Consider the following 25217-nt stretch of genomic DNA (forward strand, 5'->3'; position numbering starts at 1 on the left):
AGCCAGGCTACTCGGTGCCAGTGCCGGACCGCCGTTGATCACCGCCGCCGCATCGGCCAGCGTGGACGGCGACCCACCCGATCCGAGCCCTGGGACACACCATGCAGGCTCCACGCACCACCGTCCTGCTGGCCTGCGGCACCGTCGCCGGCCCGCTCTTCGTCGCGGTCGCGCTGGTCCAGGCCGCCGCCCGCCCGGGATTCGACCTGCGCCGGCACCCGTTCAGCCTGCTCAGCCTCGGCACCGCCGGCTGGATCCAGATCGTCAACTTCGTGCTGTGCGGGGCGCTGTTCGTCGCCTGCGCCGCCGGGATGCGCCGGGTGCTGCGGCACCGCCCGGCGGGCACCTGGGGGCCGCTGCTGACCGCGCTGTTCGGGCTCGGTTCGATCGGCGGCGGGGTGTTCGTCGCGGACCCGGCCCTCGGCTTCCCGGCCGGCGCGGCACCGACCGGCGCGGCCGCGGCGACCTGGCACGGGACCGCCCACGGGTTCGCCTTCATGGTCGGCATGACCGCGCTGGTGGCCGCGTTCTTCACGATGGCCTACGGGTTCGCGGCGGCGGGCGACCGCCGGTGGTCCCGGGGCAGCCTCGCCGCCGGGATCGCGTTCGTGGCGCTGGCGGCGGCCGGCACCGGCATCGGCGACTGGCGGCTGGTGGCCCTGGCCGTCGCGATCGGCTGGGGCTGGGTCTCCCTGGTCGCAGTCCGGCTCAGGGCCCCAGCCCCCGACGGCGGGCGGGTCAGCTGACGGCCGGGCTGCGGCGCTCCAACAGGACGACGTCCCGCCACCGGTCCCCCGTGCCGCCCCAGCCGCCAGTCGCCGATGCCGGTGCCGGGTGCGGTGTCGTCGAAGCCGGCGTCGCCGGCGGTCATCGTCCGGGTCGTCACGTCACTCCTGCTGCCTATGATCCGGGACGCACCCCGCAGAGCTTCCTAGGCAGCTAGGTAGTGACGCGATAGGCTGAGCCCGTGTCCGAGTCGGTATTCGTGACTGCCGCCCTGCTCATCGCAAAGCCGCGCCTCCAGACCTGCCTGCGATCGCCGGTCGCACCGGCAAACGCCTGGTCGCCGCAGGAGTGGGCCGGGGTCTCCGAGCTGGACGAGCTGCCTTCCGCGATCGACGAATGCGACAGCTGGCTCGACGGCGACTATGCCGACGTGTTCCTTGACCTGGCGCAAGACGACCTGACGTTCCAGTTCGACGAGGACACCGGATCGCTGGTCGTGGAGTTCTCGTCCCGGGCCGACTTCCGGCTGCCGACCATGATCTGGGCGGTCACCCTCCTGCGCGGCGTCGCCGGGTTCATGGCCGACGGTGACCACGGTCTGGTGACGGTGACCAACGAGTGGAGCGACGACACCGTCCTGCTCCACCTGGCCCCGGACACATCCACGTTCCTCGACCGCCGCCGCGACGCCAGGGCCTACGCGGAGGCGAAGAGCCGGGAGCTCGACATCCAGGCCGCGGCCGGCGCCACCGACGACGAACCCCGCGACGTCATCGACCGGTTGCTCAACGACTGAAAAGACGGGTTACCGCACCCGGGCGCCCGCCCGGATGTGGGAACCGCTGGGTCGCCACGACGGGGTCGCGCCCGCCCGCCGCGCCCACACCGACCGTGGGCCGCTGGCCGCGGCCGCCTCCACGCCGGGCCTGGCGTGGAGGCCGCACCGCCGGCCGCATCGACGTCGACGTCGTCCGGACGGCCCTGACCACCGGCCCGGCGGTGCCGCCCGCCCCATGACCTGCCGCCCCGGCTCCGGGCCGGCCTCGTCATGAGGGGCTATTGCACGAGGGCAGGAACATCCTCGGCGACCGGTGCGGAGGTCGCGGGGGTCGCCGGGGCGGCCGGGCGGCGGCGGGGCGCGGCCGTCCGGGCGTGGGTGGCGTAGAGCGTGAGACCCACGAACGTGAGCCCGCCGACGAGGTTGCCGACGACGGTGGGGATCTCGTTCCAGATGAAGTAGTCCGCGATCGAGAAGTTGCCGCCGAGCATCAGCCCGGACGGGAACAGGTACATGTTCACGATCGAGTGCTCGAAGCCCATGTAGAAGAAGACCAGCACGGGCCCCCACATGCCGATGACCTTGCCGGAGACGTTGGTGGAGATCATGGCGGCGACGACGCCGGTGGAGACCATCCAGTTGCACAGGACGCCGCGGATGAAGAGGGTCAGCATGCCGGCGGCGCCGTGGTCGGCGTAGCCGACGGTGCGGCTCTCCCCGATCTTGCCGATGGCCTTGCCGACCGCGCTCGGCTCGACGCTGAAGGCGAAGGTGAAGATCACGGCCATCATCACCGCGACGGTGAGCGCGCCGGCGAAGTTGCCGACGAACACCAGGCCCCAGTTGCGCAGCACGCCGCGCAGGCGCACGCCCGGGCGCTTGTCGATCAGGGCCAGGGGCACCAGCGTGAACACGCCGGTGAGCAGGTCGAACCCGAGCAGGTACAGCAGGCAGAAACCGACCGGGAACAGCAGGGCGCCGACGACGGGCTGGCCGGTCTGCACGGTGACGGTGACCGCGAAGGCGGCGGCCAGGGACAGGATGGCGCCGGCCATGTACGCCCGGATCAGCGTGTCCCGGGTGGACATGAAGACCTTCGCCTCACCGGCGTCGATCATCTTCTTGGCGAGCTCGGATGGGTTCACATAGGACACGACGTCGCTCCTCCGGCGGCGGGCGGGCGCCGCAGATGGGACAGCTGGGGACAACTCGACTGCGGTCGAAGTCTGCGCAGCACACGTTTCCGACGTGTTGCATGACCGAAAGTCTCCGGTCACGTCGCCCTCACCAGCCGGGAAATCCCAACGTCATCACTTCGTTCCCGGCCAGAAACATGACAACCGCAACGGCGGCGCGTCACGCGTCGCGGAACGCGTCCTGGGTGTCGGCGGCACCAGCAGCGCGCCGTGCAGCACCACGGTCAGCCAGTTGCGCCGCCACACCGGTTCACGCTCAACCTCACGCTCAACGGCCACGGCAGCTACGGTATCCGCTGCCCACAAGGCGTTCACATCACCGTTCAGCCGTAGCCGCGGGCCCCGACCCGGTCGTGGATCTCGCGCAGCCATGGCTGGCTGAGCTCCGGCTGCCGGCGCAGGGTCTCGAAGAACACACCCCGGTCGATCCAGAACCGCCGGTTCGGCAGCAGCGGCGGCGGATCGTCGCGGCGTTCGTCGGTGGGCCACGGGACCGGCCCGCGCACCGGCCGGTACGCCAGGTGCGCCCACACGTCCCACTCCAGCGGCACCGCGTCACCGGCGCCCGGCAGCGGCCATGCCTCGCCGGTCTGCGGATGTCGCGGGACGAAGGCGATGTCGACGTTGCCGACCGGCAGGTGCGGCCCGGCGAGGGTCACGCTCCGCGGCGGCGGCCCGGCCGGCAGCATCGCGGCGAGCGCCCGCCCCAGCAGTTCGGTGAGAAGTCCGTCGGGGACCACGACCGGCGCACCACCGGACACGACCAGCAGCCGGGCCAGCGCCGCCGCGAGCGCGGCCTGCCACTCCGGCAGCCAGTAGCCGTCCTGGTCCAACGGGCCGACACCGCCGCGCTGTGCCCGCAGATCCTCCCAGGCGAGCGGCGCCCGCCCGGCCCCGACGTCGGCGACGTGGTGCACCGCCCCGGGCTCCAGCCAGACCGCCTGCCAATACCCGCAGTCGTCGACGCGGGTGGCGACCAACCGGCCGCACCGCTCGCACGCGAGGTTCGGCCCGCCCCACCCGACGCCGAGGCAGTACCCGTCGGCGAGGTCGTGTCGGAGCACGGTGCCGCGCACATCGCCCGGCGCGATCACCACGCGGCCACGCAACTCCCCCGCCGGGTCTGGTTCGACGGCGAACGTGCCAGCCTCCATCAGGACACCGAGCAGTTCGTGGAAGAGATGCTGATGCGCATGGACCGGCAGCGCGACCTGCACCAACGGCACGGTCAGCGCGGCGCCGCATCCCCCGCACACGAACATCGTCCCTGGATTCTCCCGCGCCGGAGCCCGCGGACGCCGGCCCGGCGGTCAAGGTGAGATCCACCCGTGACCGCCGGGCCGGCGAACCGGTCAGATCCAGCGGGGCGGCGAAGCCGCGCTCTCGCGCCAGAGTCGGTCGAGGGCGGTGATGACGTAGGTGTAGTGCTTGCCGGGTTCGGCGGTGGGGTCGGTGTACGTGGTGCCCCGCAACGTCGCCACGAGGTTGGACGCGTCGGCCAGGTCGCAGCCGCGCGGGATGGTCGCCGTGTCGAGGCGGTACACGCCGTAGGAGGTCACCTCGCCGAACGGGCCGGCGCCGCTGACCGTCGGGCGCCACCGGAGCTCGACCCCGGCGTCGGTCCGCCGGGCGGCGGTGATCACCGGGAAGAGCAGCGGTTTGGCCGGGCCCGAAGCCGGCTGCCAGGCGGGTGGGAACGCCGGGCGGCTGTGGTGTTCGGCGGCGAGGATGGATTCCGACGACAGGCGGTTCGCCCTGACCTGCACGGCGCTGAAGTGCACGTCGCCGAGCACCTGGGGGTACTGCCGGTTGAGTGTCAGGTGGTTGGACAGTTCGGCGGGGTCGAACCAGGCGGCCGGCTGGCCGGCGGTGGCGACCTTGTAGTCGGCCTGGCCGATGTAGAGCTGCACGTCGGTGCCGGCGACCACGTCGGCCCACCACGGGACCAGCTTGGCGTAGTCGGCGACCGCGAGGCCGATGTTCCAGTACACCTGCGGCACGATGTAGTCGATCCAGCCTTCCTTCACCCATTTGCGGGTGTCGGCGAAGTTGGCGTCGTAGGACTGGGTGCCGTTGGTGTCGGAGCCGAGCGGGTCCGCGGCCTTGTTGCGCCAGATGCCGAACGGGCTCACGCCGAACTTGACCCACGGCTTGGCGGCGTGGATGCGGCCGTCCAGCTCGCGGATGAGCCGGTCGATGTTGTCGCGCCGCCAGTCGCCCTTGGTCGCGAAGCCGCCGCCGTACTGCGCGAACGTGGCCTCGTCACCGAAGTCCTGGCCGGCGGCCGGGTACGGGTAGAAGTAGTCGTCGAAGTGCACACCGTCGATGTCGTACTTCGTGACCGCGTCCATGACGGCGTCCTCGACCCAGGTGCGGGCCTCGGGGATGCCGGGGTTGAAGTAGAGCCGGCCGCCGGCGTTGTTCACCGGGTAGGCGACGGCCCAGTCGGGATGCACCGCCAGCGGATGGTTCGCCGGCAGCTTCGACAGGTCGGTGCCGGCGCCGCCCGGGGCGGGCATGCTCGCCCGGTACGGGTTGAACCAGGCGTGGAACTCCAGGTTCTCCGCGTGGGCCCGCTCGACCAGGTACGCGAGGGGATCCCAGCCGGGGTCCTGGCCCGCGACGCCGGTGAGGTACTGCGACCACGGCTCCAGCGGCGACGGCCAGAACGCGTCCGCGTGCGGGCGGACCTGCACGATGACGGCGTTGAAGTTGTACGACTTGGCCAGCGCCAGCCAGCCGTCGTACTCGGCCTTCAGTTCGGCTTCGGACTTGCCGGGCGCGCTGGGCCAGTCGATGTTGACCACGCTGGCGATCCACATGGCCCGCATCTGATGCTTCGGCGTGGCCGGGTTCGACACACAGGCGGCGGCCGGAGCGGCCGAGGCCGGCGAAGCGGAAACCAATGACGCACTACTCAAGGCCAGCACGAATGCCAGCAGCAGACGAATTTTCACCAGTTGTCCGATCCGGGCACTCGCGGCAGCTGCTTCCAGCTCGGGGCGATGATGTACGCGACGCCGCCGCTACCGGAGGCCACGGTGCCGTTCGCACGGTACCGCTTCGTGCGCAGCCACACCTGCTCGAACTCCGATCGCTGGTACACGTTGCGTACCGCATCGTTCGACGACGACGCGGGGTCGTTGATGATCACGTCGCCGGTGGCGGTGAAGCCGACGACGACGAACAGGTGCCCGGAGGTCGAGTAGTTCGCGTCGGTGAGCTCCGTGGCCAGGAACGACTGGGACGTCACGACCGGGATGCCGGCGGCGATGAACCGTTCGACCTCGTCCAGGGAGTGCAGCCGGGTCACGATGCCGGTGAGCCCGTAGCTTGCGGCGTAGGCGGTGTTGAACGGCCAGTTGCCGGCGCCCTCGTAGGTGTAGTCGTAGGTGCTGCGGGCGGCGTGGTCGACCTGCGGGTCGGCGTAGGACGGGTCGACCCAGGCGAGGTCCGCCGGTCTGGGGCGGTGCCCCCAGTACTCGACGACCATCTCCGTCGACGTCGGCGAGCACCAGGCCTCGCCGCCGCCGTCGTACTCGGGGTACTCGCCCTCGTGGATGTTCTGCGAGTAGCGCGGCACGGCCAGCTCGCGGCCCCACGCGATGTGCCCGGCGCTCGGGGTGACGGTGAAGCGGTCCGGGACGTTGGAGGCCATCGCGCCGACCTGGAACACCTGCGGCGACGCGGACTGGCCGGGCTTGCGGAACAGGGTGACGCGCAGCCGGTACGACTGCAGCAGCACCCCGGCGGAGGCGTCGTCGATGGAGAACGTGTCGGTCCAGATCGAGGACACGCCGTCGCTCTGGCCGTCGACGGTGGCCCGCCGGATGTCCTGGTCCCCGGAGGCCCAGCGGCCCATCACGTACCGCGGCGTCTGCCGGCCGTCGGTGTAGGTGCCCTCCAGCTCGACCTGCAGCCAGGTGCCGGCCGGGGTGTCGGCGTTCCAGGACGCGACGAGCTCGCTGGCGCCGAAGCCGATCCGCCGCTGCGGCGAGGTCCAGGTGGCGTACTCCCACGAGGCGGTGGTGCCGGTGTGCGGGTCGGTGAACGACGTGGTGCCCGCGCTCCGGCCGATGCTCAGGTACGGCTTACGGCCCGGCACCGCCCGGGTGCCCTCCGACCGCCCGCTGAGCCACTGCGGGAACGTCTGCCAGCGGTCGAACGTGATCTGCTCGTCATGCGTCGTTGGGTGCGCCGTCGCAGCGGACGCGGGCGCGATGAACGCCATGGCGACAGCGAGTGCGACGACGGCTGCGGATCGTCTCATGACCCCTCCGGGGGCGCGATGAACGACGGCAGGATCTGCACGTCGTCGAGGTTCACGAACATGACTCGGTGCCCGAACTGGACCTGTGCGTATCTGTTCTGGCCGCGGATGACCGTCCAGTCACCGGGGCCGGAGCCGTCGAAGGTCACGGCCCGGTAGTACTCGCCGGGCACGACGCCGCCGAGGGTGTACCGCTGACCGGCGCTGAGCGTGTACTGCAGCGGGGTGATCGCCTGATACGGCACGCCGGCCGGGTATGCGGACTGCTCCGGGTAGGCGCGCCCGTAGACGGGGATGGTCGCCTTGCCGGCCTTCGGGGTGACGACGAGGCCGGTCGACCACTTCGCCGCCGGGTGCGACGGCGGGTTGAAGAACCAGCCCTTCTGGCCGAGGTACCAGATCGCGGTCCAGTCGCCCTGCCGGCCGGCGACGGCGTAGGTCTGCCCGGCGGCGGCGCGGGCGCCGTGGTCGGCGATCTGCATCGTGGCCGGTTCACCACCGGGGCGCAGGCCGATGTCGCTCAGCAGCGGCGCGTCCTGGGACGGTGCGGTGCGCAGCAGCACCGACGAGGAGCCGTGCAGCGGGCACGGGTTGCCCGCGGCTCCCGTGCAGCCGGTGTACTGCGGCTGGTTCGTCCCGTAGTCGGGGTCGATCGTGACCAGCCCGGTCTTGGGCGTACCGAACGTGATGAACGGGGCGTGCAACAGGTCGAAGTAGTGGTCCCAGTCCCAGTACGGGCCCGGATCCCAGTGCATGCCGCGCACGGTGGACGGCACGGTGCCGGGGACGTTGTCGTGGCCGATGATGTGCTGCCGGTCCAGCGGGATCGCCAGCCGCGCGGCCAGGTACCGCACCAGTTTCGCCGAGGAGCGGTACATCGCCTCGGTGTACCAGGCGCCCTGCTGCGCGGCGAAGCCCTCGTGTTCCAGGCCGACGGACTTGGCGTTGACGTACCAGTTGCCGGCGTGCCAGGCCACGTCCTTGGTCTTCACGTGCTGGGCGACGTGCCCGTCCACGGAGCGCAGCGTGTAGTGCCAGCTGACGTACTCCGGGTCCTGGACCAGTTTGAGCGTGGTGTCGTAGGTCGCCTCGGTGTCGTGGATGACGATGTACTCGATGCGCTGCCGCTGCGGGCGGTCGCTGAGGTCGTGGTTGCCGTAGTCGCCGGCGCCGGGCCCGTACTGCTCGTAGGGTGCCGGGATCCACTCGCACGAGATGTCGACCGGGCATTCCAGGCCGTCGGGGCGGGCCGGTGGGCGGCGCAGGCCGAGCCGGTCCAGCCAGGCCTTGATCGGGCTGATGGCGGGCTGCGCGGCCAGGGTCAGCGGGTGCCCGTCGTCGGTGGTGCGGGTCATGCCGTCGCGCAGGGTCGCGTAGACCTCGTCGGCGAAGGCGGCCGCGGCGTCGGTGGTGTCGGCGCCGCTGTACTTCGCGACCGCGCCGTACCAGGCGGCCGGGTCGCTGCCGGCGCCGGCCGGGCCGCCGGCGTCGCGCTGATACGCGGCGAGCAGCGCCGCACCGCCGCGGATGTTGGCCGCGGGGTCGGTGCGCAGGTCCTGCTCCGCCGTGCCGGTGAGCTCGGCGGCGCGCTGCAACGTCCGCAATGCCGGGCCGGTCGCGGTGGCGCCGGGCTGGACGGTCTTGGGCGCCCGGGAGTCGTCCCCGCGGGCGTCGTTCTCGTGGTGCGCCGCCGCGGCGAGGGTGGCCGCGTCGGTCAGGTGCATCGGGCCGTAGCCGGCGCTGGTGCTCGGCGCGCCGCCGTTGGTGTCCCAGCGCGATTCCAGGTAGGACACGCCGAGCAGGATGCTCTGCGGCACGCCCCAGGTCGTGGACGCCGAGGCGTATTCGGCCTGGCGCGCGTCGGTTTCGGCGGCGGCTGCGGTGCCGGTGGGAAGGACGGCAGCACTCAGCGCGAGGAGCATCGCGGCGCCGAGCGTGGCTGTCGAGGTGAAGGAGCGGCGACAACGGCGCATCGAACCTCCTGACTACGGGTGGTTCGGCACAGCGTGCCGCACAGGAATCTTTTACGTCAATACCTTGCGGTCAGTTGCTCCGGCATGTGGGTAACCTACACAGCCGGGCACCGCATTGACCGATTTCGTGCATGTTTCGGCCGAGTCTCCGTGCCGGTGACCGTGCCGCAGGATTTGCAGAGTCGTTACAAGCACCGGATGACGGCGACCGGTTCGTAGATTACCTTCACCCTATCGTCGGCGTTCGACGGTTACCTACAGTCGCTGCCGTCGATGCTGGGGAGGTGGGATGGCATGAGCGTGGTGCCGTTAGACGCGGAGCGGGTGGAGCAGGACGACCCACCGGCCCGGGACGACGAGGCGATCGCCGCGCGGTCACTGGGGCAGGCCGTCTGGCGCCGGCTGCGACGCGACCGCACCGCACTGGTCAGCGGCATCGTGTCGGCGCTGCTCATCGCGGTCGCGCTGGCCGCCCCGCTGATCGAGCTCGGCTACGGGGTCGACCCGCAGGACTCGTTCAAGGGCGACCTCGACCGCTACGGCATGCCCTACGGGGTGGCCGGCGGCATCTCCGGCGCGCACTGGTTCGGCATCGAGCCCGGCCTCGGCCGCGACCTGTTCATCCAGATGGTCTACGGGATGCGCACCTCACTGGGCATCGCGTTCGCGGCCGCGATCGTCACCACGACGCTCGGCGTGCTGACCGGCATCGTCTCCGGCTACCTCGGCGGCTGGGTCGACGGGATCATCAACTGGATCACCGACGTCGCCCTCGCGCTGCCGTTCCTCATCTTCACCCTCGCCCTGATCCGCCCCCTCGAGCTGGCCTTCTACGGCCCGCGGGAGGCGGTGCCGGGCTGGTTCCGGGTCATCGTGCTGATCAGCCTGTTCGCCGCGTTCGGCTGGACGGCCACCGCCCGGCTCGTCCGCGGGCAGGTGCTGTCACTGCGCGAACGCGAGTTCATCGAGGCCGCCCGGGCCACCGGCGCCCGCACCTCGCGGATCCTGTTCAAGGAGCTGCTGCCGAACCTGTGGGCGCCGATCATCGTGGTGTTCTCGCTGTCGATCCCGGCCTACATCACCAGCGAGGCGGCACTGTCGTTCCTCGGCATCGGCATGTTGGAGCCGACCCCGGACTTCGGGCGCACGATCTTCCGCAGCCTCAACTACCTGCAGACCGACCCGGCGTACGTGTTCTTCCCCGGCATCACGATCTTCATGCTGGTCCTCGCCTTCAACCTGTTCGGCGACGCGGTCCGGGACGCGCTCGACCCGAAGTCCATGACGAGGTGACGCCGTGCTGAACTTCCTGATCCGGCGGATCCTGCTGGCGATCCTCACGCTGTTCGCGGTGAGCGTGCTGACGTTCCTGATGTTCTTCGCGCTCCCCCGCGACCCGGCGACCGCGATGTGCCCGAAGAACTGCGACGCGGCCCGCCTCGAGCGGGTCCGCGACGAGCTCGGCCTCAACGACCCCAAGTACCTGCAGTACCTGCACTACGTGCAGGGCATCTTCGCCGGCCGCGACCTGGGCGCCTCCCAGGGCGGGCACTGCGACGCGCCGTGCCTGGGCTACTCCTACGTCAACAGCGAGCCGGTGACGGAGACGTTCGGCCGGGTCATCCCGGTGACGTTGAGCATCGTGGTCCCGGCCTCGATCCTGTGGCTGGCGGTCGGCATCGGGCTGGGCATGCTCTCCGCCCTCCGCCTGGGCACCGTCTTCGACCGCCTGGCGATCGGCCTGTCGCTGACGGGGGCGTCGCTGCAGCTGTACTTCGTGGGCGGCGTGCTGCTGCTGACGTTCGTGTACACGCTGAAGGTCCTGCCGTACCCGCGGTACACCTCCATCCTGGACAACCCGTGGGACTGGGCGACGGCACTGATCCTGCCGTGGTGCGCCCTCGCGGTGCTCTTCTCCGCCGTCTACGCCCGGCTGTCTCGCGCGCAGATGCTGGAGACGCTGTCCGAGGACTACGTGCGCACCGCCGAGGCCAAGGGGCTGCGGTTCGGCACCGTCGTGCGCCGGCACGCGCTGCGGGCCGCGCTCACCCCGCTGGTCACGACCGCCGGCGTCGAGGTCGGCGCCGCGCTCGGCGGGACGGTCATCACCGAGACCACGTTCGGCCTGCGCGGCCTCGGCCGGACCGCGATCGACGCGGTCAAGGACGGGGACCTGCCGACGATCATGGGCACCGTCCTGATCGCGGCCGCCTTCATCGTCGCCGCCAACCTCGTCGTCGACGTGCTCTACACCATCATCGACCCGCGCGTCCGGCTGCGGTGAAACCAGGGAGAACGACATGCCACGAAAACCCTTGACGGCGTTGGTACTGCTGACGCTCGTCGCCGGTCTCGGCGCCTGCAGCAACAACAAGCGCACCGACGACGACGCGAAGACCGAGAACCGGCAGGCCAGCGGCTCGATCGCGACCGACCCGAAGGACTCGAAGGGCCCCGCCGCGGAGATTCCCGGCGCCGCCAAGGGCGGGACGGTCACGGTCCTGCGGCAGAGCAAGGTCTCGCACCTGGACCCGCAGCGCGTGTACTCGTTCGTGGGCCTGACCGCCTCGCAGCTGTACGCGCGGCGGCTCACCACGTACAAGGACGACGGCAAGGGCAAGGTGGTCCTCGTCGGCGACCTGGCCGAGACGCCCGGCACCGACGTCAACAAGGACTGCAAGACCTGGGAATTCAAGATCAAGGACGGGGTGAAGTTCGAGGACGGCAGCGCGATCACGTCGGCGGAGATCGCCTACGGCATCGCCCGCTCCTTCGACCTTGCCCTGACCGGCGGCCCCACCTACATCCAGGAATGGCTGGCCGACTCGGCCCAGTTCGACACCAAGTTCAACTTCGCGGCCAACAAGACGTCCCTGCCGCCGGGGCTGAGCGCCCCGGATCCCAAGACGCTGAAGTTCACGTTCAACAAGCCGCACTGCGACCTGCCGTTCGCGGCGTCGCTGCCGTCCACCGCGCCCGTGCCGGCGGCGAAGGACACCGGCACCGACTACGACAAGTCTCCGTTCTCCTCCGGCCCTTACAAGCTCACCAAGAACGAGGCCGGCACCCGGCTCACGTTCGAGCGCAACACGTTCTGGGACCCGGCGACCGACGCGATGCGCCACCAGTACCCGGACGCGTACGTCTACGAGTTCGGCGCCAACCCGGTGACCCAGACCAACCGCATCATCGCCGACAGTGGCGCCGACGCGAGCGCCGTGTCGTTCAACGGCGTCGACTCCTCGCTGGTGTCCAAAGTGGTCAGTGACCCGGCGCTGAAGGCGCGCACGCTGCAGGAGCCCACGCCCAGCGAGTACACCCTCACCATCAACAACAACAAGGTCACCGACCTGAAGATCCGCCAGGCCCTCAACTACGCCATCGACCGGGACGGCGTCGTCAAGACCCTCGGCGGTGACACGGTGGCCCGCGCCGTGACCACGCTCATGCCGCCGGCGACGATCGGCTGGAAGGACTACGAGGCGTACCCGGCCGGCAAGAGCGGCAACCCCGACAAGGCGAAGGAACTGCTCGGCGGCAAGACGCCGGAGCTCGTGCTCGGATTCGCCGACGACGCCGAGAACCAGGAGCTCAGCACCCACCTCAAGGGCAACCTGGAAAAGGCCGGCTTCAAGATCACGCTGAAGCCGATCGCCGCGGACACCTTCCTCGACGAGACGAAGAAGAAGGACAACCCCTGGGACCTGTACATCGGCTCGTGGGGTGCGGACTGGCCCAGCGGTGCGTCGATCCTGCCGGTGCTCTACGACGGCCGGGCGATCAAGGACGGCGGCAGCAACAACGGCGCGTCCTACCTCAACGCGTCCGCGCTCAACGCCGAGTTCGACCGGGTCCTCGCGCTGCCCGTCGGCGAGCAGGGGCCCGAGTGGGGCAAGCTCGACGAGAAGATCATGAAGGAGTACGCGCCGGTCGTGCCGCTGTACGTCGACGTGATGTTCACGATCCACGGCTCGAAGGTCGGCGGCATCTTCATCGACTCCATCTGGGGCAGCGTCGCGGTCACCAACGCCTACGTGAAGCAGTGACACTGTCGTTCCTCGAAGGGGTGCTCGACGGGACACCGGGCCTGGTCTCGGTGTCCCTCGGGCGCCTCGGCGCACCACCGGCGTACACCCGTTCGCCGGACGCACCGCACTACGCCGCCAGCACGATGAAGGTCGCCGTGCTGGTGGCGCTGCACCGGGCCGCCGACGCCGGCATCCTCGACCTGGACGCACCGGTGCCCGTGGTGAACGACTTCGCGTCGGTCGGTGGCTCCCGGTACACCTGCGATCCCGGCTACGACAACGAGGACGAGGTGTGGCGGCGCCTCGGATCCACCGCCCCGGCGCGCTGGCTGGCCCGCCGGATGATCGTGCGGTCCAGCAACCTCGCGACCAACCTGCTCATCGGCCTGATCGGACTGCCCGCGGTCGCCGGGGCGTGGCGAGTGGCCGGCGCGACCGGCAGCGTGACCGCCCGCGGCATCGAGGACCCGGCCCCGGTGGACAACACGGTCACGGCCGCGGACCTCGCCCGGCTGATGGGCGGCATCGCGACCGGCTCGGTCGCCGGACCCGCGTCGTGCACCGAGATGCTCGACGTGCTCGCCGCCCAGGAAGACCTCGCTTTCGAGGTGCCCGACGGGGCCCGGGTCGCGCAGAAGAGCGGCTGGGTCACCGGCGTGCGGCACGCCGCCGGCGTGGTCCTGCCCGCCGACGCGCCGCCGTACGTGCTCGCGGTCTGCACCACCGGCGCCCCGGACGGTGTGATCGCCCGCCTGTCCCGGGTCGCCTGGGACGCCCGGAAGGAGTTGCCGTGACCATTGCCGTCCAGGACAACCGCCGGGAGCTGCCGTGACCATCAAGGAGGTGCGCACGCACCGCGTGTCCGCGCCGTTCCACACGCCGTTCGTCACCGCGCTGCGCCGCGCCACGACCGCCGAGTCGCTGCTGGTCTCCATCTCCGACGGCAGCGATGCGGGGTTTGGCGAGGCGCCGCAGGTGTGGCAGGTGACCGGCGGCTCGGTCGCCGCCGCCGAGGCCTGCGTCCAGCAGATCCTCGGCCCGCTGCTGATCGGCCGCGATGCCGACGACGTGGCCGGCAACGGCCGGCTGGTGCAGCGTGCGGTGCAGCGCAACGAGGGCGCGAAGGCCGCCGTCGACGTCGCCCTGCACGACCTCGCGGCCCGCCGGCTGGGCGTGCCGCTGGTCCGCTACCTCGGCGGCGTCGCCCTGTCCGTGCCGACCGACGTGACCCTCGCCGCCGACCGGCCGGAGGCCCTGGCCGCCGCCGCCCGGGCCCGCGTCGACGAAGGCTTCCGGGTCCTCAAGGTGAAGGTCGGCAAGCCCGGCGCCGGCGAACGCGACGCCGCCGCGGCCGACATCGCCCGGGTCCGCGACATCCGCGCCGCCGTCGGCCCCGACGTGCTGCTGCGCCTCGACGCCAACCAGGGCTGGACCCCGCGGCAGGCGGTCCGCGTCATCCGCGGCATCGAGGACGCCGGTCTCGACGTCGAACTCGTCGAACAGCCGGTCCCCCGGCACGACCTCGACGGGCTCGCCTGGGTCAGCGACCGCGTCGGCGTGCCGATCCTCGCCGACGAGGCCGTGTTCGGCGTCCGCGACCTCGTCGAGGTGATCCGCCGCCGCGCCGCCGACCTGGTCAACGTCAAGCTCGCCAAGTCCGGCGGACTCGGCCCCGCCCGCACCCTCCTCGAGCTCGCCGCCGCGCACGACATGGGCACGCTGATCGGCTCGATGATGGAGACCCAGGTCGGCGTCGGTGCCGCCGCGAGCCTCGCCGCCGCCTACGGCACGAGCGCCGTGTCCGACCTCGACGCCGTCTGGTGGCTCGCGTCCTCACCGCTGCGGGGCGGGCTGCGATACGAGGGCGACCACGTGCACCTGCCCGACCGTCCCGGCCTCGGCGTCACCCTACCCCTGGAGGACCTGTGAACCACGCGGCAGTCGGGGTCACGGTGGCGACACTGTGGTCGTCCCCGGACCGGACCCGGCCCAGCGACACGGCCGCCCTGCTGGACTCCCCCGACATCGGCGCGTGGATCGCGGCGATGAGCCCCGACGAGCAGACCGGCAGCGGCGTCGACACCCAGCTGCTGCTGGGGGATCCGGTGCTGGTCGACGAGGCCCGCCCGGACGGCTGGTCCCGGGTCGTCGTGCCGGGCCAGGCCGCCCCGGATCTCGACCCCCGGGGCTACCCGGGCTGGATCCGCACGGCCCAGCTCACCACCCCGTCCCCCGGCGAAACCACCCCGTCCCCCGGCGAAGCGCCGCTCGTGGTCGACGCCCTGACCACCGCCCTGCGCGACGCCCCGGGCGGGCGGGTCGTGCTGCCCGGTGTCATGCTCGGCACCCTGCTGTCGCCGGCCGGCGCGGCGACCGGGGGCTGGTTGCCCGTCGGCGTCGCCGGCCGCACGCTCTGGGCCCCCGCCGGTGACCTGGCACCGGTGCCGGACCGGCCGCCGACGGGCGACGAGGTCGTCGCGGTGGCCCGCCGCCTGCGCGGCGCCGTGTACGTGTGGGGCGGCCTGTCCACGCCCGGCATCGACTGCTCCGGCCTGGTCCATCTGGTGTGGCGCCGGCTCGGGGTGCGCCTGCCCCGCGACGCCCACGACCAGGCGGCCGCGACCACCCCTGTCGCCCCGGGCACCGAGCGCCCCGGCGACCTGTACTTCTTCGCCCGCCCCGGCCGGCCGGTCCACCACGTCGGCATCGTGGTCACCCCCGAGGACCGGGTGCTGCTGCACGCGTCGGCCGGTCTGCACCAGGTCGTCGAGGAGCCGATGCCGCAGGACCGGGTCGACACCCTCACCGGCATTCACCGCCTGGTCGTCAGCGACGGGACAACGGTCCGCACGGCGATTGACTAGCCTGACCGTGCATCGACCGGCATCGTCGGTGCTCCCCTGACGGAAGGGCTCGCCGCGATGACGCTGATGACCATCGCCCTGTACGGGATCGGTTTCGTCGCACTGGCCGCCGTGGGTGTGTTCATCGTCCTGCTGATGCGCCGCCGCTGACGACGCCATGGAGGCTCCCCTGTACACGTTCGACGGCCTGCACCACACCCAGCTGGCGATCCCGCCGGGCGCCGAGCCCCAGATCAGGGCGTTCTACGGCGACATCCTGGGCATGACGGAGCTGGAGAAGCCGCCGGTGCTCGCCGCCCGCGGCGGCTGCTGGTTCCGCGGCGGCGCCCTGGAGCTGCACTTCGGCGTCGAGCAGGACTTCGTGCCCGCCCGCAAGGCCCACCCAGGCCTGCTGGTCACCGACCTCGACGCCGTGGCGAAGCGGCTGACCGACGCCGGCGTCGCCGTCGACTGGGACGGCAACTTCCCGGGCCACCGCCGCTTCTACGCCTTCGATCCCCTCGGCAACCGGCTGGAGTTCCTCTCCCCGGAGCCGTGACCTCGAGGCGGGTCGCTACGAACGCAGTGTCACCAGCACGTGGTCGACCGCCTGTGCGACGGCTTGCCGTGAGGCGTCGGTGTCGTCGAGGGTGTCGAAGCCGTGCTGCCCGGCCGGCACGTCGATGATGGTCAGGTCCGCCTCGGCGGTCTGCGCCGCGGCCACGAATGCCGCGACGGTGGCGGCGATGTCCGGGCGTTCCAGCCCCACCCGGGTGAGCACGATCGGCAGAGCGTTGGCCCGCATCGCACCGGCCACGCCGGTCGCGGCCGCCGCACCGACCGCCTCGACCGCGTCGATCGGCCGGAAGCTCGGCTCCAGCACGGAGCTGCCCAGCCACGGGTAGGTCAGCGCGACGCAGCGCAGCCACGACGGCGGATCACGCAGCCAGCCGGCGCTCAGCGGTCCGCCGCCGGAGAAGAACCACAGTGCGATGCGGTCGCCGTCGACGCGCGGGTGCTCGCGGGCCCGGTCGACCGCCTCGTGGAGCAGCGTCGCGGACCGCGGGTAGTCGTCGAGGCTGTGCAGCGGATGGTCGATGGTCACGGCGACGACACCACGGCCGGCGAGCAGCGAGCCGTAACCGCGATAGACCGGCCAGTCCCGCGGCGTGGGCCGGCGCCCGGCCGGCACCGGTCCGCCGTGGACCAGCACCACTGCGGGCCGGGAGCGTCCATCGCTGCCATCGGGGAGGTAGAGGTCCGCCGGGTCGCCGCGCTCCGGCTCGACCGGGTCGACCGGGACCACGAGCGGTGCCAGGTAAGCGGGACGCTGCACGTCGGCCAGCGTACGCACCTCCGCCACCGAAGGGCTGACACCAGCCTGAGCCACATTGAGCCAAGCTGAGCCAGATTGCTTGACCATGGCACCACCGTGTGCCATAGTTGTGCCATGGACCTGAACCCGTATGTGGCCTCCCTCGGACGTGAGCTGCTGACGGCCGCGGAGACCGGGGCGGACGGCGGCACCGCGTCGATCGAGCGGCTCACCGTCGCGATGGAGTCGGCGATCCGGCTCGCGCTGCTCGAGGCGCTGTCGGCCGCCGCCGACGAGATCACCAGGGACCTCGTCCCCGGGTCGGTCCAGGTGCGCCTGCGCGGCCGTGACCCGGAGTTCATCGTCACCGCTCCCCCGACGCAGCAGCCACGGGACGAGGACACCGGCCGCGGCGCGGCGCCAGCCGACGACGGCGCGAGCTACGACGACGGTGCCACGGCGCGCATCAACGTCCGCCTCCCGGAGCAGCTCAAGGCCGCGATCGAGGAGGCCGCCGGCAAGGAGGGACGGTCGGTCAACGCCTGGCTGGCCCGGGCCGCCGTCCTCGCCCTGCGCGCCTCCGACCGCGACAACGACACCGTCCGCCGCGGCAAGCCAGGCGCCCAACACCACACCGGCTGGGCCCGCTAAAAGCCGTACCGAACCCAATTCAAGGGGACAACCATGCCTGTTTTCGCCACCCCCGAGCCGATTTCCGTCACGATCGACATCTCCGTCGGCGAGCTGCGCCTCGTCGCCGGCGACCGCACCGACACCGTCGTCGAGGTGCGGCCGAGCGACGACGCCGACGAGTCCGACGTGCAGGCCGCGCAGCAGACCCGGGTCGAATACGCCAACGGCACGCTGACCGTGCGCGGGCCGAAGTCCCGGCTGTTCGACTTCTCGAAGAAGACCCGGTCGATCACCGTGCTGGTGGAGCTGCCCACCGGCTCCGGGGTGCGCGGTGACGTGGCGGTCGGTGACATCGACGGCATCGGCGCGCTCGGCGACTGCCGGTTCAAGTCGTCCGTCGGGCGGTTCCGCCTCGACCAGACCGGCCACCTGCACGCGGACACCCTCGGCCACGTCGCCGTCGGCACCGTCGCGGGCGACGCCGAGGTCGCCACCGGCAGCGGCGACGTGCACATCAATGAGATCCGCGGCGCCGCCGTCATCAAGAGCTCCAACGGCCCCATCGAGATCGGCACCGTCGCGGGCTCGCTGCGGGCCCGGACGGCCAACGGCACCATCACCGTCGCCCGGGCCGACGCCGCGGTCGACGCGAAGACCTCCAACGGTGCGATCCGCATCGGCCGGGTCGTCCGCGAGACGGTCACCCTGGTCACCGCGCACGGTGACCTGGAGGTCGGGGTCGCCAAGGGCACGGCCGCGTGGCTCGATCTGAAGACGGGACATGGGCGGGTCCGCAACGAGCTCACCGACATCGACCAGGGACCGGAGAAGTCCGAGGAGACCGTCGAGGTCCACGTGCAGACCGGCTTCGGCGACATCAGCATCCACCGCACCTGACCTCTCGAAGGGACACCCCCATGACCACGCCATCCCAGCCGGCGATCACGGCGACCGGACTGCGCAGGTCCTTCGGCGACCACGTGGTGCTCGACGGCATCGACCTGGACGTCCCGCGCGGCACCGTGTTCTCGTTGCTCGGCGCGAACGGCGCGGGCAAGACCACCACGGTGAAGATCCTGTCCACGCTGATCCGCGCCGGCGGCGGCACCGCGACGGTCGCCGGCCACGACGTGAGCACCGCACCGGACGCGGTCCGCGCCGCGATCGGTGTGACCGGCCAGTTCTCCGCGGTCGACAACCTGCTCAACGGCCAGGAGAACCTGTTCCTGATGGCCGACCTGCACCACCTCGGCCGGGCCGGCCGGCGCCGGGCGGCCGGACTGCTCGACCAGTTCGACCTCGCCGACGCGGCCCGCAAGCCGGTCTCCACCTACTCCGGCGGCATGCGCCGGCGGCTCGACCTCGCGATGACCCTGGTCGCCTCGCCCGAGGTGATCTTCCTGGACGAGCCGACGACCGGGCTGGACCCGCGCAGCCGCCGCGGCATGTGGCAGATCGTGCGGGACCTCGTCGCCGGCGGTGTCACCGTCTTCCTCACCACGCAGTACCTGGACGAGGCCGACGAGCTGGCCGACCGGATCGCGGTGCTGGACCACGGCCGGATCGTCGCCGAGGGCACCCCGGGCGAACTCAAGCGCCGCATCCCCGGCGGCCACATCGAGCTGCGGTTCGCCGGGCCGGCCGACCTGGAGGCCGCCGAACGGGCCGTGGCCCAGGCGACCCGCGACAGCGACGCGCTCGCCCTGCGGGTCCCGCACGACGGCAGCCTCGGCGCGCTGAAGGCGCTGATCGACCGGCTCGACGCGCACGCGGTCGCGGTCGACTCGCTCAGCGTGCACACCCCCGACCTCGACGACGTGTTCCTCGCCCTGACCGGCAACCCCCGACCCGAGAAGGTGGCCACGCCATGAGCACGGTGTCCTATGCGCTCGCCGACTCCGCGACGATGCTGCGCCGCCAGCTGATCCGCATGATGCGGTATCCGTCGCTGACGGTGATGCTGGTCGCGATGCCGATCGTCTTCCTGCTGCTGTTCGTCTACGTCTTCGGCGGCACGCTCGGCGCGGGGCTCGGCGGCGCCGGAAACGGCGCCGCCGGCGGTCGGGCGGAGTACATCAACTACGTGACCCCGGCGATCATCCTGATGACGATCACCTCCATCGTGCAGGGCACCATGATCTCGGTCGCGATGGACATGACCGAGGGCATCATCGACCGGTTCCGCACCATGGCGATCGCGCGTGTCTCCGTCCTCACCGGACATGTCCTCGGCAGCCTCATCCAGGCGGTGCTCGCCATCACGGCGGTCATCGGCGTCGCGTTGCTCATCGGCTTCCGCCCGACGGCGAGCCCGATCGAGTGGCTGGCCCTCGCCGGCGTGCTGGTGATGATGGCGTTCGCGTTCATCTGGTTGTCGGTCGCGCTCGGCCTGTCCAGCAAGTCCGTCGAGTCGTCGAGCAATGTCGGCCTGCCGCTGATCCTGCTGCCGTTCCTCGGCAGCGGGTTCGTCCCGACCGACTCGATGCCCACCGCGCTGCGCTGGTTCGCCGAGTATCAGCCCTTTACACCGCTCATCGAAACGATTCGCGGGCTGCTGATGGGCACCCCGATCGGGAACAATGCGGTCATCGCCATCGGCTGGTGCGCCGCCGTCACGCTCGGCGGCTATCTCTGGGCCAAGAAACTGTTCAATCGCGAGTCGACCCGATAAATCGAAATCACGATGCAGGGAGGCGTCAATGTTCGGCTGGTTGGGTAGGTTCGTCGTTCGCAGAGCCTGGTGGGTGATCGCCGGCTGGCTGGTCGCCTCGGTGGCGATCATCGGGCTCTCGCCGTCGTTGAGTGACATCACGTCCGCGGAGCAGAGCGACTTTCTTCCGTCCAAGTACGAGTCGATCCAGGCGATCAAGCTGTCGCAGACGGCGTTCGCCAAGCAGGCCACCGCGAGCGCGCTGATCGTGGTCAAACGCACCGACGGCGCCGCACTGTCCGATCAGGACAGTGCCGCGGTCACCACCCTCGCGGACAAGCTCAAGGCCCGCAACATCCCGGCCACCGAGGGCTACGTCACCGGGCCGCAGGCGCTGGCGCCGGACAAGTCGATCCAGCTCATCAACGTGGGCCTGGAGGCACCGACCCCGGACGACCCGGCGCTGCTCGACGCGATCCGCAGCCTGCGCACCGCCCTCACCGAGGACCTCAACGGCACCGGGCTCAGCGCCCGCGTCGGCGGCGACGTGGCGGCGTACGTCGACAACGAGGACACGTTCAACGGCGCCTTCGCGATCGTCGGCATCGCCACGTTCGTGCTCATCATCGTCCTGATCCTGGTCATCTTCCGCAGCCCGATCGCCGCGCTGCTGCCGATCATCGTGATCGGCATCGTGATGCAGGTGACCACCAGCATCATCGCGGTCGTCGGCAAGGCCCTGGACTGGAACGTCGGGCAGGATCTGCAGACGATCCTGCTGATCGTGCTCTACGGCATCGGCACCGACTACATCCTGTTCCTGCTGTTCCGCTACCGCGAACGGCTGCGCGCCGGCGACGACAAGCAGACCGCGATGATCGTGTCGGTGCAGCGGGTCGGCGAGGTCATCGCGTCGGCGGCCGGCGCGGTCGTGGTCGCCTTCCTGGTGCTGCTGCTCGCGTCCCTCGGGTTCTTCGGCTCGCTCGGCCCCGGCCTGGCGATCGCGGTCGGCGTCATGCTGATCACGTCGCTGACGCTGATCCCGGCGCTCGTGTCGAAGCTCGGCCGGTTCGTGTTCTGGCCGTCCAAGGCCTGGCAGCACCCGCCGAAGGCCACGGTCTCGCGCAAGCTCGGCGCGCTCGTCGGGCGCCGGCCGGCGCTCGTCGCGGTGGTGTCCGGCCTGGTGCTGGTCGCCCTGGCCGGTGGCACGCTGATGTACAAGGCCGACTACGACTTCAGCTCCGGCTTCCCGCAGGACACCGAGTCCGCCCAGGCGCAGGCGGACCTGGGTCGCGCGTTCGCGGCCGGGGCCGCCCAGCCCACCCAGGTGTACCTCACCACCGACAACGGCGAACCGGTGAATATGCAGACGATCGAGCTGTTCCGGTCCGCGGCCAGGGACGCCCCCGGCGTCGGCCAGGTCGGCGAGGTCGTGCTCAGCAACAGGCAGGACATCGTGCGCATCGATCTGCTGCTGAACATCAACCCCGTGTCGAACGAGGCCATCGAGCTCGTCCGCGGCGACCTGCGCGACTACCTGCACGCTCAGGCGCCGGGCGGGACCAGGGCCGTGGTCGGCGGCACGACCGCCGTGTTCGCCGACATCAACACCGCCAACAACCGCGACCTGTCGGTGATCCTGCCGGTGGCCGCCGCACTGATCGCGATCATCCTGGCCCTGCTGCTGCGCAGCCTCGTCGCGCCGATCTACCTGGTGGTCGCGGTGCTGCTGAACTACGCCGCGACGCTGGGCGCCACGGTGTACCTGTTCCAGGGCCTCCAGGACAAGCCCGGCGTCACGTTCCAGCTGCCGATCATCCTGTACCTGTTCGTCGTCGCGATCGGCACCGACTACAACATCCTGATGATCGCGCGGCTGCGGGAGGAGGCCCGGGAGGGCAAGGAGCCGCGCGAGGCGGCGGCGCTCGGCGTCGAGCACGGCGGCCCGACCGTGGCCGCGGCCGGCCTGATCCTCGCCGGCACGTTCGGGGTGCTGATGCTGGCGCCCATCTCGTTCCTGCAGCAGATGGGCTTCGCGGTCGCGATCGGCATCGTGCTGTCGGCGTTCGTGATGTCGTTCTTCTTCGTCCCGGCGTTCACCGCGCTCATCGGGCACGCCGCCTGGTGGCCCGGCCACGGCGACCGGGCGCCGGCACCGCACCAGCCGGCCGGCGGCGCCGTCGAGCTGGAGAAGGAGCCCGGCCCGGCCGTGCACCCATAAGAAGTGACCGGGTCATCACGGGTCCTCGCCCGTGGTGACCCGGTCGCCGAGCACGTTGGCGAGCCGCAGCGCGGCCTCCAGCTCCAGCCGCCGCTCGGCGACCGAGCGGCCGGTGAGCTCCTCGAACTTCTTGACTCGGTAGGCGACGGTGTTGCGGGCGACATGCAGCTCCGTCGCGGCGCGCATCAGGCTGCGGTCATGGGCCAGGTACGCCGCGACGGTGTCGCGCAGCTCGCCGGCGGTCTGGGTGCGGGCGGCCGCGTCTCCCAGCTCGCGGGCGACGAACGTCTGGGCCCGGTCGATGTCCTGGGCGAGCAGGACCGCCAGTTCGACGTCGTGGTAGCGGGTGAAGCCGGCGGGGTGCCGGCTGGCGCGGGTCAGCGCCGCGGCCCGCGCCGCCTCGAGGTGGCTCTGCCGGAACCCCGCGAGTCCCTTGGCCACGGTGCCGGCGGCGATGTGGATCGCCTCCGGCGGGGACACGTCGCCGGGAGGCTCCGGGATGGCATCGCGGGACCGCCAGGAGCCCCAGGCCCACAGCGACGACGTGCCGTCGGGGCACCTCGAGGGAAGCGGTTCCCCGCCCCGAGCCGCGCCCTGGCCGCCGCCGTCGGCGACTGCGGCGTGATCTCCGCCGGTGGCCGGCACACCACCCGGATGCTCGGCGCGCACGTGCCGGTGTGGGCCTACGAGTTCGACGTCCCGGACGCCCCCGTTGCGTGGCCGGCGGTGTCGTTCGGCTACGGGTCCGGTCGCGTCCAGGAGGTGCAGTTCCTGTTCCCCGGTTTCGCCGGCGGCGGCGGTACGCGCCACAAGCTGAACGAGGAGCACCAGGCGCTCGCCGCGCACATGGTGCGGGTACTGGGCCAGCTTCGCGCACACCGGCGACCCGAACGCCGGCGGTGGATCGCCGCACTGGCCGGCCTACACCGCGGCGCGCGACGCCTACCTCGCGCTGCGGGCGCCGGAACCGCACGTCACCACGGAGTTCGCCGCGGACCACCACTGCGACTTCTGGGACCAGTTCTACGTCTGACCGCCCCTTCCGCCGACGAAAGAGCACACCTCGTGTCCTACCTGCGGCTGCTGTACCGGGCCGAACGCGACGCCACCGGATGGCGGCTGCGGTCCCTCGACGGCGTCTACGAACGCGACACGCTGACCGCGGCGGTGCCCGGTGCCGTGCTCGACGTCGACCCGGCCGCGCTGGCCGGGTTCCGGCCCAGCTACCGCTGCCTGGCCTGGGTCCTCGACCGGCTCGGCTACCAGGTCGACCCGGACCTGCCCGGCGACGACCGCCCCGACGTCGTGGCCCGCCTCACCAAGGAAGCGCGCACCTGGCTGGTCGCTCATGAGTGACCGACGGTGCTTCTTCCGCACGTTCACCGGCCTGCCGCTGGCCGCCCTGGTGGCCGCTCTGGTGACCGCTCTGGTGGTCGCGTCTTCGGCCGCGGCGGCCGTCACAGCCGACCCGGTCGTGTCGACCGCGTCCGGCAGGTTCCAGGGCACCGCCGACCAGGCCGGCGTGGCCGCCTTCAAGGGCCTGCCCTACGCCGCCGCACCCGTCGGCGACCTGCGATGGCGCGCGCCGCAGCCGTTCATACGTTGAGCATCCCCGCTGCCCGGAAACCCCTCGCCGGACCGACGTGTATCGGACACCGCCGGCGATGGATCGACCCGCGAACTGGTCGATACAGTGGCGGCCGTATGAATGCCTTCGTCGCGGTCATGGGTCCGCTGGTCGCGTTGATCGGCGTGTGGCTCGGTTCCTGGCTGACGCTGCGCAACGAGCGGCAGACGGCACAGGCCGAGCAGCGGCACCGCGAGCGCGAAGAACTCCGGCGCGCCTATTCACGCTATCTCACCGCGTGCCGCCAGTTCGTCGACTACCTCAAGCAGCCCGCGAACCCGGTTGATGTCGTCCGGTCGCCGGACGGTCAGCTCATCGTGCCGATACTTTCCGGCGACGGTGCCGCGTTGCGCCAGGCCGTCGAGGCCGCCTCCGCGGACCTGCTCATGGCTACCAGTTCACTGGACGTCGCCGAGCAGGCCCGCGAGCTTCGCGTCGCCGTCCTCCGTTTCGCGATCGACCGCGCGAACAGCCCGGACGGCATCGTCCCGGACTCGAGCTTCCGCATCTTCCAGCCGTCGGAACAGGCGTTCCTCAACGCCGCCCGAGGCGACCTGGGCATGGCGGCCATCGACGTCGCGCTGTGGTCGACGCCGCCGGAGCTGGCCCGCCAGCAGCGGGAAGAGCACGCCCGCGGACGCGACAGCTGACCGACGCTCAGCAGCGCCCCGATCGACAGCGCCGTTACCGGGCAAGCGCCGGGATGCCGTGCTCGCCGAACAGGCCGCTGGCGCGCATCGCGTCGACCGCGCGCGGATCGGCGATCAGCAGCAGGCCCTCGTTGCCGCCGGCGATCAGGGTGTGCGCCCGGACAGGGCTGACGTCGGCGAGGAGACGGTTGAGCACCGCCAAGGGGCGCACGGTCGCCCTCTTCCACATGTCGCCGGCGGCCTGCCACTCGTCGGCGGTCCAGACCGTGCACCGCAGACCGTTGAGGGCGATCACTCGCGACCGTGG

Annotated in this window: 26 protein-coding genes; 17 read left to right on the forward strand and 9 right to left on the reverse strand. The window is 71.4% G+C overall.

All coding sequences use genetic code 11. The annotated features are described in order from the left end of the window. Positions 1-101 precede the first annotated feature (101 nt). On the forward strand, positions 102-746 hold the full coding sequence (locus ACFPIJ_RS17115) for a DUF998 domain-containing protein (protein WP_380116005.1): 645 nt from the start codon (positions 102-104) through the stop codon (positions 744-746). Between the two features lie 221 nt (positions 747-967). After that, positions 968-1522 (forward strand): hypothetical protein, encoded by a 555-nt coding sequence (locus ACFPIJ_RS17120; protein ID WP_380116006.1) that lies wholly within the window; start codon positions 968-970, stop codon positions 1520-1522. Positions 1523-1782: 260 nt separating this feature from the next. Here ACFPIJ_RS17120 and ACFPIJ_RS17125 read toward each other — a convergent pair whose 3' ends face one another. From ACFPIJ_RS17125 to ACFPIJ_RS17150, 6 genes are all read right to left on the reverse strand, one after another. Continuing rightward, a complete protein-coding gene (locus tag ACFPIJ_RS17125) occupies positions 1783-2658 on the reverse strand; it encodes a formate/nitrite transporter family protein (RefSeq protein WP_380116007.1) in 876 nt (291 codons plus the stop codon). 156 nt (positions 2659-2814) lie between these two features. After that, positions 2815-2979, reverse strand: a complete 165-nt coding sequence (locus tag ACFPIJ_RS17130; RefSeq protein ID WP_380116008.1) for a hypothetical protein — start codon at positions 2977-2979, stop codon at positions 2815-2817. A gap of 44 nt (positions 2980-3023) precedes the next feature. Further along, positions 3024-3962, reverse strand: coding sequence for a hypothetical protein (locus ACFPIJ_RS17135; RefSeq protein WP_380116009.1), 939 nt, complete (start codon positions 3960-3962; stop codon positions 3024-3026). A 90-nt stretch (positions 3963-4052) separates the two neighbouring features. Continuing rightward, complete coding sequence (locus tag ACFPIJ_RS17140; protein WP_380116010.1) at positions 4053-5522, reverse strand: glycoside hydrolase family 10-like protein; 1470 nt, start codon at positions 5520-5522, stop codon at positions 4053-4055. A 131-nt stretch (positions 5523-5653) separates the two neighbouring features. Further along, positions 5654-6970, reverse strand: a complete 1317-nt coding sequence (locus tag ACFPIJ_RS17145; protein ID WP_380116011.1) for a C39 family peptidase — start codon at positions 6968-6970, stop codon at positions 5654-5656. Next, positions 6967-8943, reverse strand: a complete 1977-nt coding sequence (locus ACFPIJ_RS17150; protein WP_380116012.1) for an N-acetylmuramoyl-L-alanine amidase — start codon at positions 8941-8943, stop codon at positions 6967-6969. Before ACFPIJ_RS17150 ends, ACFPIJ_RS17145 begins: the two co-directional genes overlap by 4 nt. Positions 8944-9237: 294 nt before the next feature. On the opposite strand from ACFPIJ_RS17150, the gene ACFPIJ_RS17155 reads away from it, so the two are divergent. The 7 genes from ACFPIJ_RS17155 (at position 9238) to ACFPIJ_RS17185 (ending at position 16373) form a co-directional block, all read left to right on the forward strand. After that, entirely contained in the window at positions 9238-10236 is a 999-nt protein-coding gene (locus ACFPIJ_RS17155) for an ABC transporter permease (protein ID WP_380116014.1), read from the forward strand. Positions 10237-10240: 4 nt separating this feature from the next. Next, positions 10241-11227, forward strand: a complete 987-nt coding sequence (locus ACFPIJ_RS17160; RefSeq protein WP_380116015.1) for an ABC transporter permease — start codon at positions 10241-10243, stop codon at positions 11225-11227. A gap of 16 nt (positions 11228-11243) precedes the next feature. Further along, positions 11244-12989 (forward strand): ABC transporter substrate-binding protein, encoded by a 1746-nt coding sequence (locus ACFPIJ_RS17165; protein ID WP_380116016.1) that lies wholly within the window; start codon positions 11244-11246, stop codon positions 12987-12989. Further along, positions 12986-13765 (forward strand): serine hydrolase, encoded by a 780-nt coding sequence (locus ACFPIJ_RS17170; protein ID WP_380116017.1) that lies wholly within the window; start codon positions 12986-12988, stop codon positions 13763-13765. Before ACFPIJ_RS17165 ends, ACFPIJ_RS17170 begins: the two co-directional genes overlap by 4 nt. Before the next feature lie 34 nt (positions 13766-13799). Beyond that, complete coding sequence (locus ACFPIJ_RS17175) at positions 13800-14900, forward strand: mandelate racemase/muconate lactonizing enzyme family protein (protein ID WP_380116018.1); 1101 nt, start codon at positions 13800-13802, stop codon at positions 14898-14900. Then, positions 14897-15835, forward strand: coding sequence for a C40 family peptidase (locus tag ACFPIJ_RS17180; RefSeq protein WP_380116019.1), 939 nt, complete (start codon positions 14897-14899; stop codon positions 15833-15835). The genes ACFPIJ_RS17175 and ACFPIJ_RS17180 overlap by 4 nt, the downstream gene beginning before the upstream one ends. A 157-nt stretch (positions 15836-15992) precedes the next feature. Beyond that, positions 15993-16373, forward strand: coding sequence for a VOC family protein (locus ACFPIJ_RS17185; RefSeq protein ID WP_380116020.1), 381 nt, complete (start codon positions 15993-15995; stop codon positions 16371-16373). 15 nt (positions 16374-16388) lie between these two features. On the opposite strand, the gene ACFPIJ_RS17190 is transcribed toward ACFPIJ_RS17185, so the two are convergent. After that, complete coding sequence (locus ACFPIJ_RS17190; protein ID WP_380116021.1) at positions 16389-17150, reverse strand: alpha/beta hydrolase family protein; 762 nt, start codon at positions 17148-17150, stop codon at positions 16389-16391. A gap of 114 nt (positions 17151-17264) precedes the next feature. Between ACFPIJ_RS17190 and ACFPIJ_RS17195 the strand changes: the two genes are divergently transcribed. Genes ACFPIJ_RS17195 through ACFPIJ_RS17215 form a run of 5 tightly spaced genes read left to right on the forward strand, consistent with a single transcriptional unit; the run spans position 17265 to position 22633 of the window. Further along, positions 17265-17780: a toxin-antitoxin system HicB family antitoxin gene (locus tag ACFPIJ_RS17195; RefSeq protein WP_380116022.1), complete on the forward strand. Its 516-nt coding sequence runs from the start codon at positions 17265-17267 to the stop codon at positions 17778-17780. A gap of 33 nt (positions 17781-17813) precedes the next feature. Beyond that, complete coding sequence (locus ACFPIJ_RS17200; RefSeq protein ID WP_380116023.1) at positions 17814-18659, forward strand: DUF4097 family beta strand repeat-containing protein; 846 nt, start codon at positions 17814-17816, stop codon at positions 18657-18659. Between the two features lie 20 nt (positions 18660-18679). Continuing rightward, positions 18680-19633, forward strand: a complete 954-nt coding sequence (locus ACFPIJ_RS17205) for an ATP-binding cassette domain-containing protein (protein WP_380116024.1) — start codon at positions 18680-18682, stop codon at positions 19631-19633. Next, positions 19630-20433, forward strand: coding sequence for an ABC transporter permease (locus tag ACFPIJ_RS17210; RefSeq protein ID WP_380116025.1), 804 nt, complete (start codon positions 19630-19632; stop codon positions 20431-20433). The genes ACFPIJ_RS17205 and ACFPIJ_RS17210 overlap by 4 nt, the downstream gene beginning before the upstream one ends. 28 nt (positions 20434-20461) lie before the next feature. Next, positions 20462-22633: an MMPL family transporter gene (locus ACFPIJ_RS17215; RefSeq protein WP_380116026.1), complete on the forward strand. Its 2172-nt coding sequence runs from the start codon at positions 20462-20464 to the stop codon at positions 22631-22633. A 15-nt stretch (positions 22634-22648) separates the two neighbouring features. Here ACFPIJ_RS17215 and ACFPIJ_RS17220 read toward each other — a convergent pair whose 3' ends face one another. Then, positions 22649-23113 (reverse strand): PucR family transcriptional regulator, encoded by a 465-nt coding sequence (locus ACFPIJ_RS17220; protein ID WP_380116027.1) that lies wholly within the window; start codon positions 23111-23113, stop codon positions 22649-22651. A gap of 141 nt (positions 23114-23254) precedes the next feature. Here ACFPIJ_RS17220 and ACFPIJ_RS64570 point away from each other — a divergent pair, with 141 nt between their 5' ends. The 3 genes from ACFPIJ_RS64570 (at position 23255) to ACFPIJ_RS17235 (ending at position 24910) form a co-directional block, all read left to right on the forward strand. Next, a complete protein-coding gene (locus ACFPIJ_RS64570) occupies positions 23255-23989 on the forward strand; it encodes a hypothetical protein (RefSeq protein ID WP_460492078.1) in 735 nt (244 codons plus the stop codon). Beyond that, a complete protein-coding gene (locus ACFPIJ_RS17230) occupies positions 23982-24239 on the forward strand; it encodes a carboxylesterase family protein (protein WP_380116028.1) in 258 nt (85 codons plus the stop codon). The genes ACFPIJ_RS64570 and ACFPIJ_RS17230 overlap by 8 nt, the downstream gene beginning before the upstream one ends. 98 nt (positions 24240-24337) lie before the next feature. Next, a complete protein-coding gene (locus ACFPIJ_RS17235; RefSeq protein WP_380116029.1) occupies positions 24338-24910 on the forward strand; it encodes a hypothetical protein in 573 nt (190 codons plus the stop codon). Between the two features lie 34 nt (positions 24911-24944). Here ACFPIJ_RS17235 and ACFPIJ_RS17240 read toward each other — a convergent pair whose 3' ends face one another. Continuing rightward, positions 24945-25205 (reverse strand): hypothetical protein, encoded by a 261-nt coding sequence (locus tag ACFPIJ_RS17240; RefSeq protein WP_380116030.1) that lies wholly within the window; start codon positions 25203-25205, stop codon positions 24945-24947. Positions 25206-25217 lie beyond the last annotated feature (12 nt).

Source organism: Dactylosporangium cerinum, assembly GCF_042653625.1.
Lineage (GTDB): Bacteria > Actinomycetota > Actinomycetes > Mycobacteriales > Micromonosporaceae > Dactylosporangium > Dactylosporangium cerinum.

Bases quoted from the DNA above. Each gene is read 5' to 3' on its own strand.
- ACFPIJ_RS17140 (WP_380116010.1), bottom strand. From the start codon at position 5,522: ATGTGGATCGCCAGCGTGGTCAACATCGACTGGCCCAGCGCGCCCGGC.
- ACFPIJ_RS17155 (WP_380116014.1), top strand. From the start codon at position 9,238: ATGAGCGTGGTGCCGTTAGACGCGGAGCGGGTGGAGCAGGACGACCCA.
- ACFPIJ_RS17230 (WP_380116028.1), top strand. From the start codon at position 23,982: ATGAGTGACCGACGGTGCTTCTTCCGCACGTTCACCGGCCTGCCGCTG.
- ACFPIJ_RS17135 (WP_380116009.1), bottom strand. From the start codon at position 3,962: ATGTTCGTGTGCGGGGGATGCGGCGCCGCGCTGACCGTGCCGTTGGTG.
- ACFPIJ_RS17150 (WP_380116012.1), bottom strand. From the start codon at position 8,943: ATGCGCCGTTGTCGCCGCTCCTTCACCTCGACAGCCACGCTCGGCGCC.
- ACFPIJ_RS17195 (WP_380116022.1), top strand. From the start codon at position 17,265: ATGGACCTGAACCCGTATGTGGCCTCCCTCGGACGTGAGCTGCTGACG.
- ACFPIJ_RS17165 (WP_380116016.1), top strand. From the start codon at position 11,244: ATGCCACGAAAACCCTTGACGGCGTTGGTACTGCTGACGCTCGTCGCC.
- ACFPIJ_RS17200 (WP_380116023.1), top strand. From the start codon at position 17,814: ATGCCTGTTTTCGCCACCCCCGAGCCGATTTCCGTCACGATCGACATC.
- ACFPIJ_RS17205 (WP_380116024.1), top strand. From the start codon at position 18,680: ATGACCACGCCATCCCAGCCGGCGATCACGGCGACCGGACTGCGCAGG.
- ACFPIJ_RS17210 (WP_380116025.1), top strand. From the start codon at position 19,630: ATGAGCACGGTGTCCTATGCGCTCGCCGACTCCGCGACGATGCTGCGC.
- ACFPIJ_RS17115 (WP_380116005.1), top strand. From the start codon at position 102: ATGCAGGCTCCACGCACCACCGTCCTGCTGGCCTGCGGCACCGTCGCC.
- ACFPIJ_RS17185 (WP_380116020.1), top strand. From the start codon at position 15,993: ATGGAGGCTCCCCTGTACACGTTCGACGGCCTGCACCACACCCAGCTG.
- ACFPIJ_RS17215 (WP_380116026.1), top strand. From the start codon at position 20,462: ATGTTCGGCTGGTTGGGTAGGTTCGTCGTTCGCAGAGCCTGGTGGGTG.
- ACFPIJ_RS17145 (WP_380116011.1), bottom strand. From the start codon at position 6,970: ATGAGACGATCCGCAGCCGTCGTCGCACTCGCTGTCGCCATGGCGTTC.
- ACFPIJ_RS17235 (WP_380116029.1), top strand. From the start codon at position 24,338: ATGAATGCCTTCGTCGCGGTCATGGGTCCGCTGGTCGCGTTGATCGGC.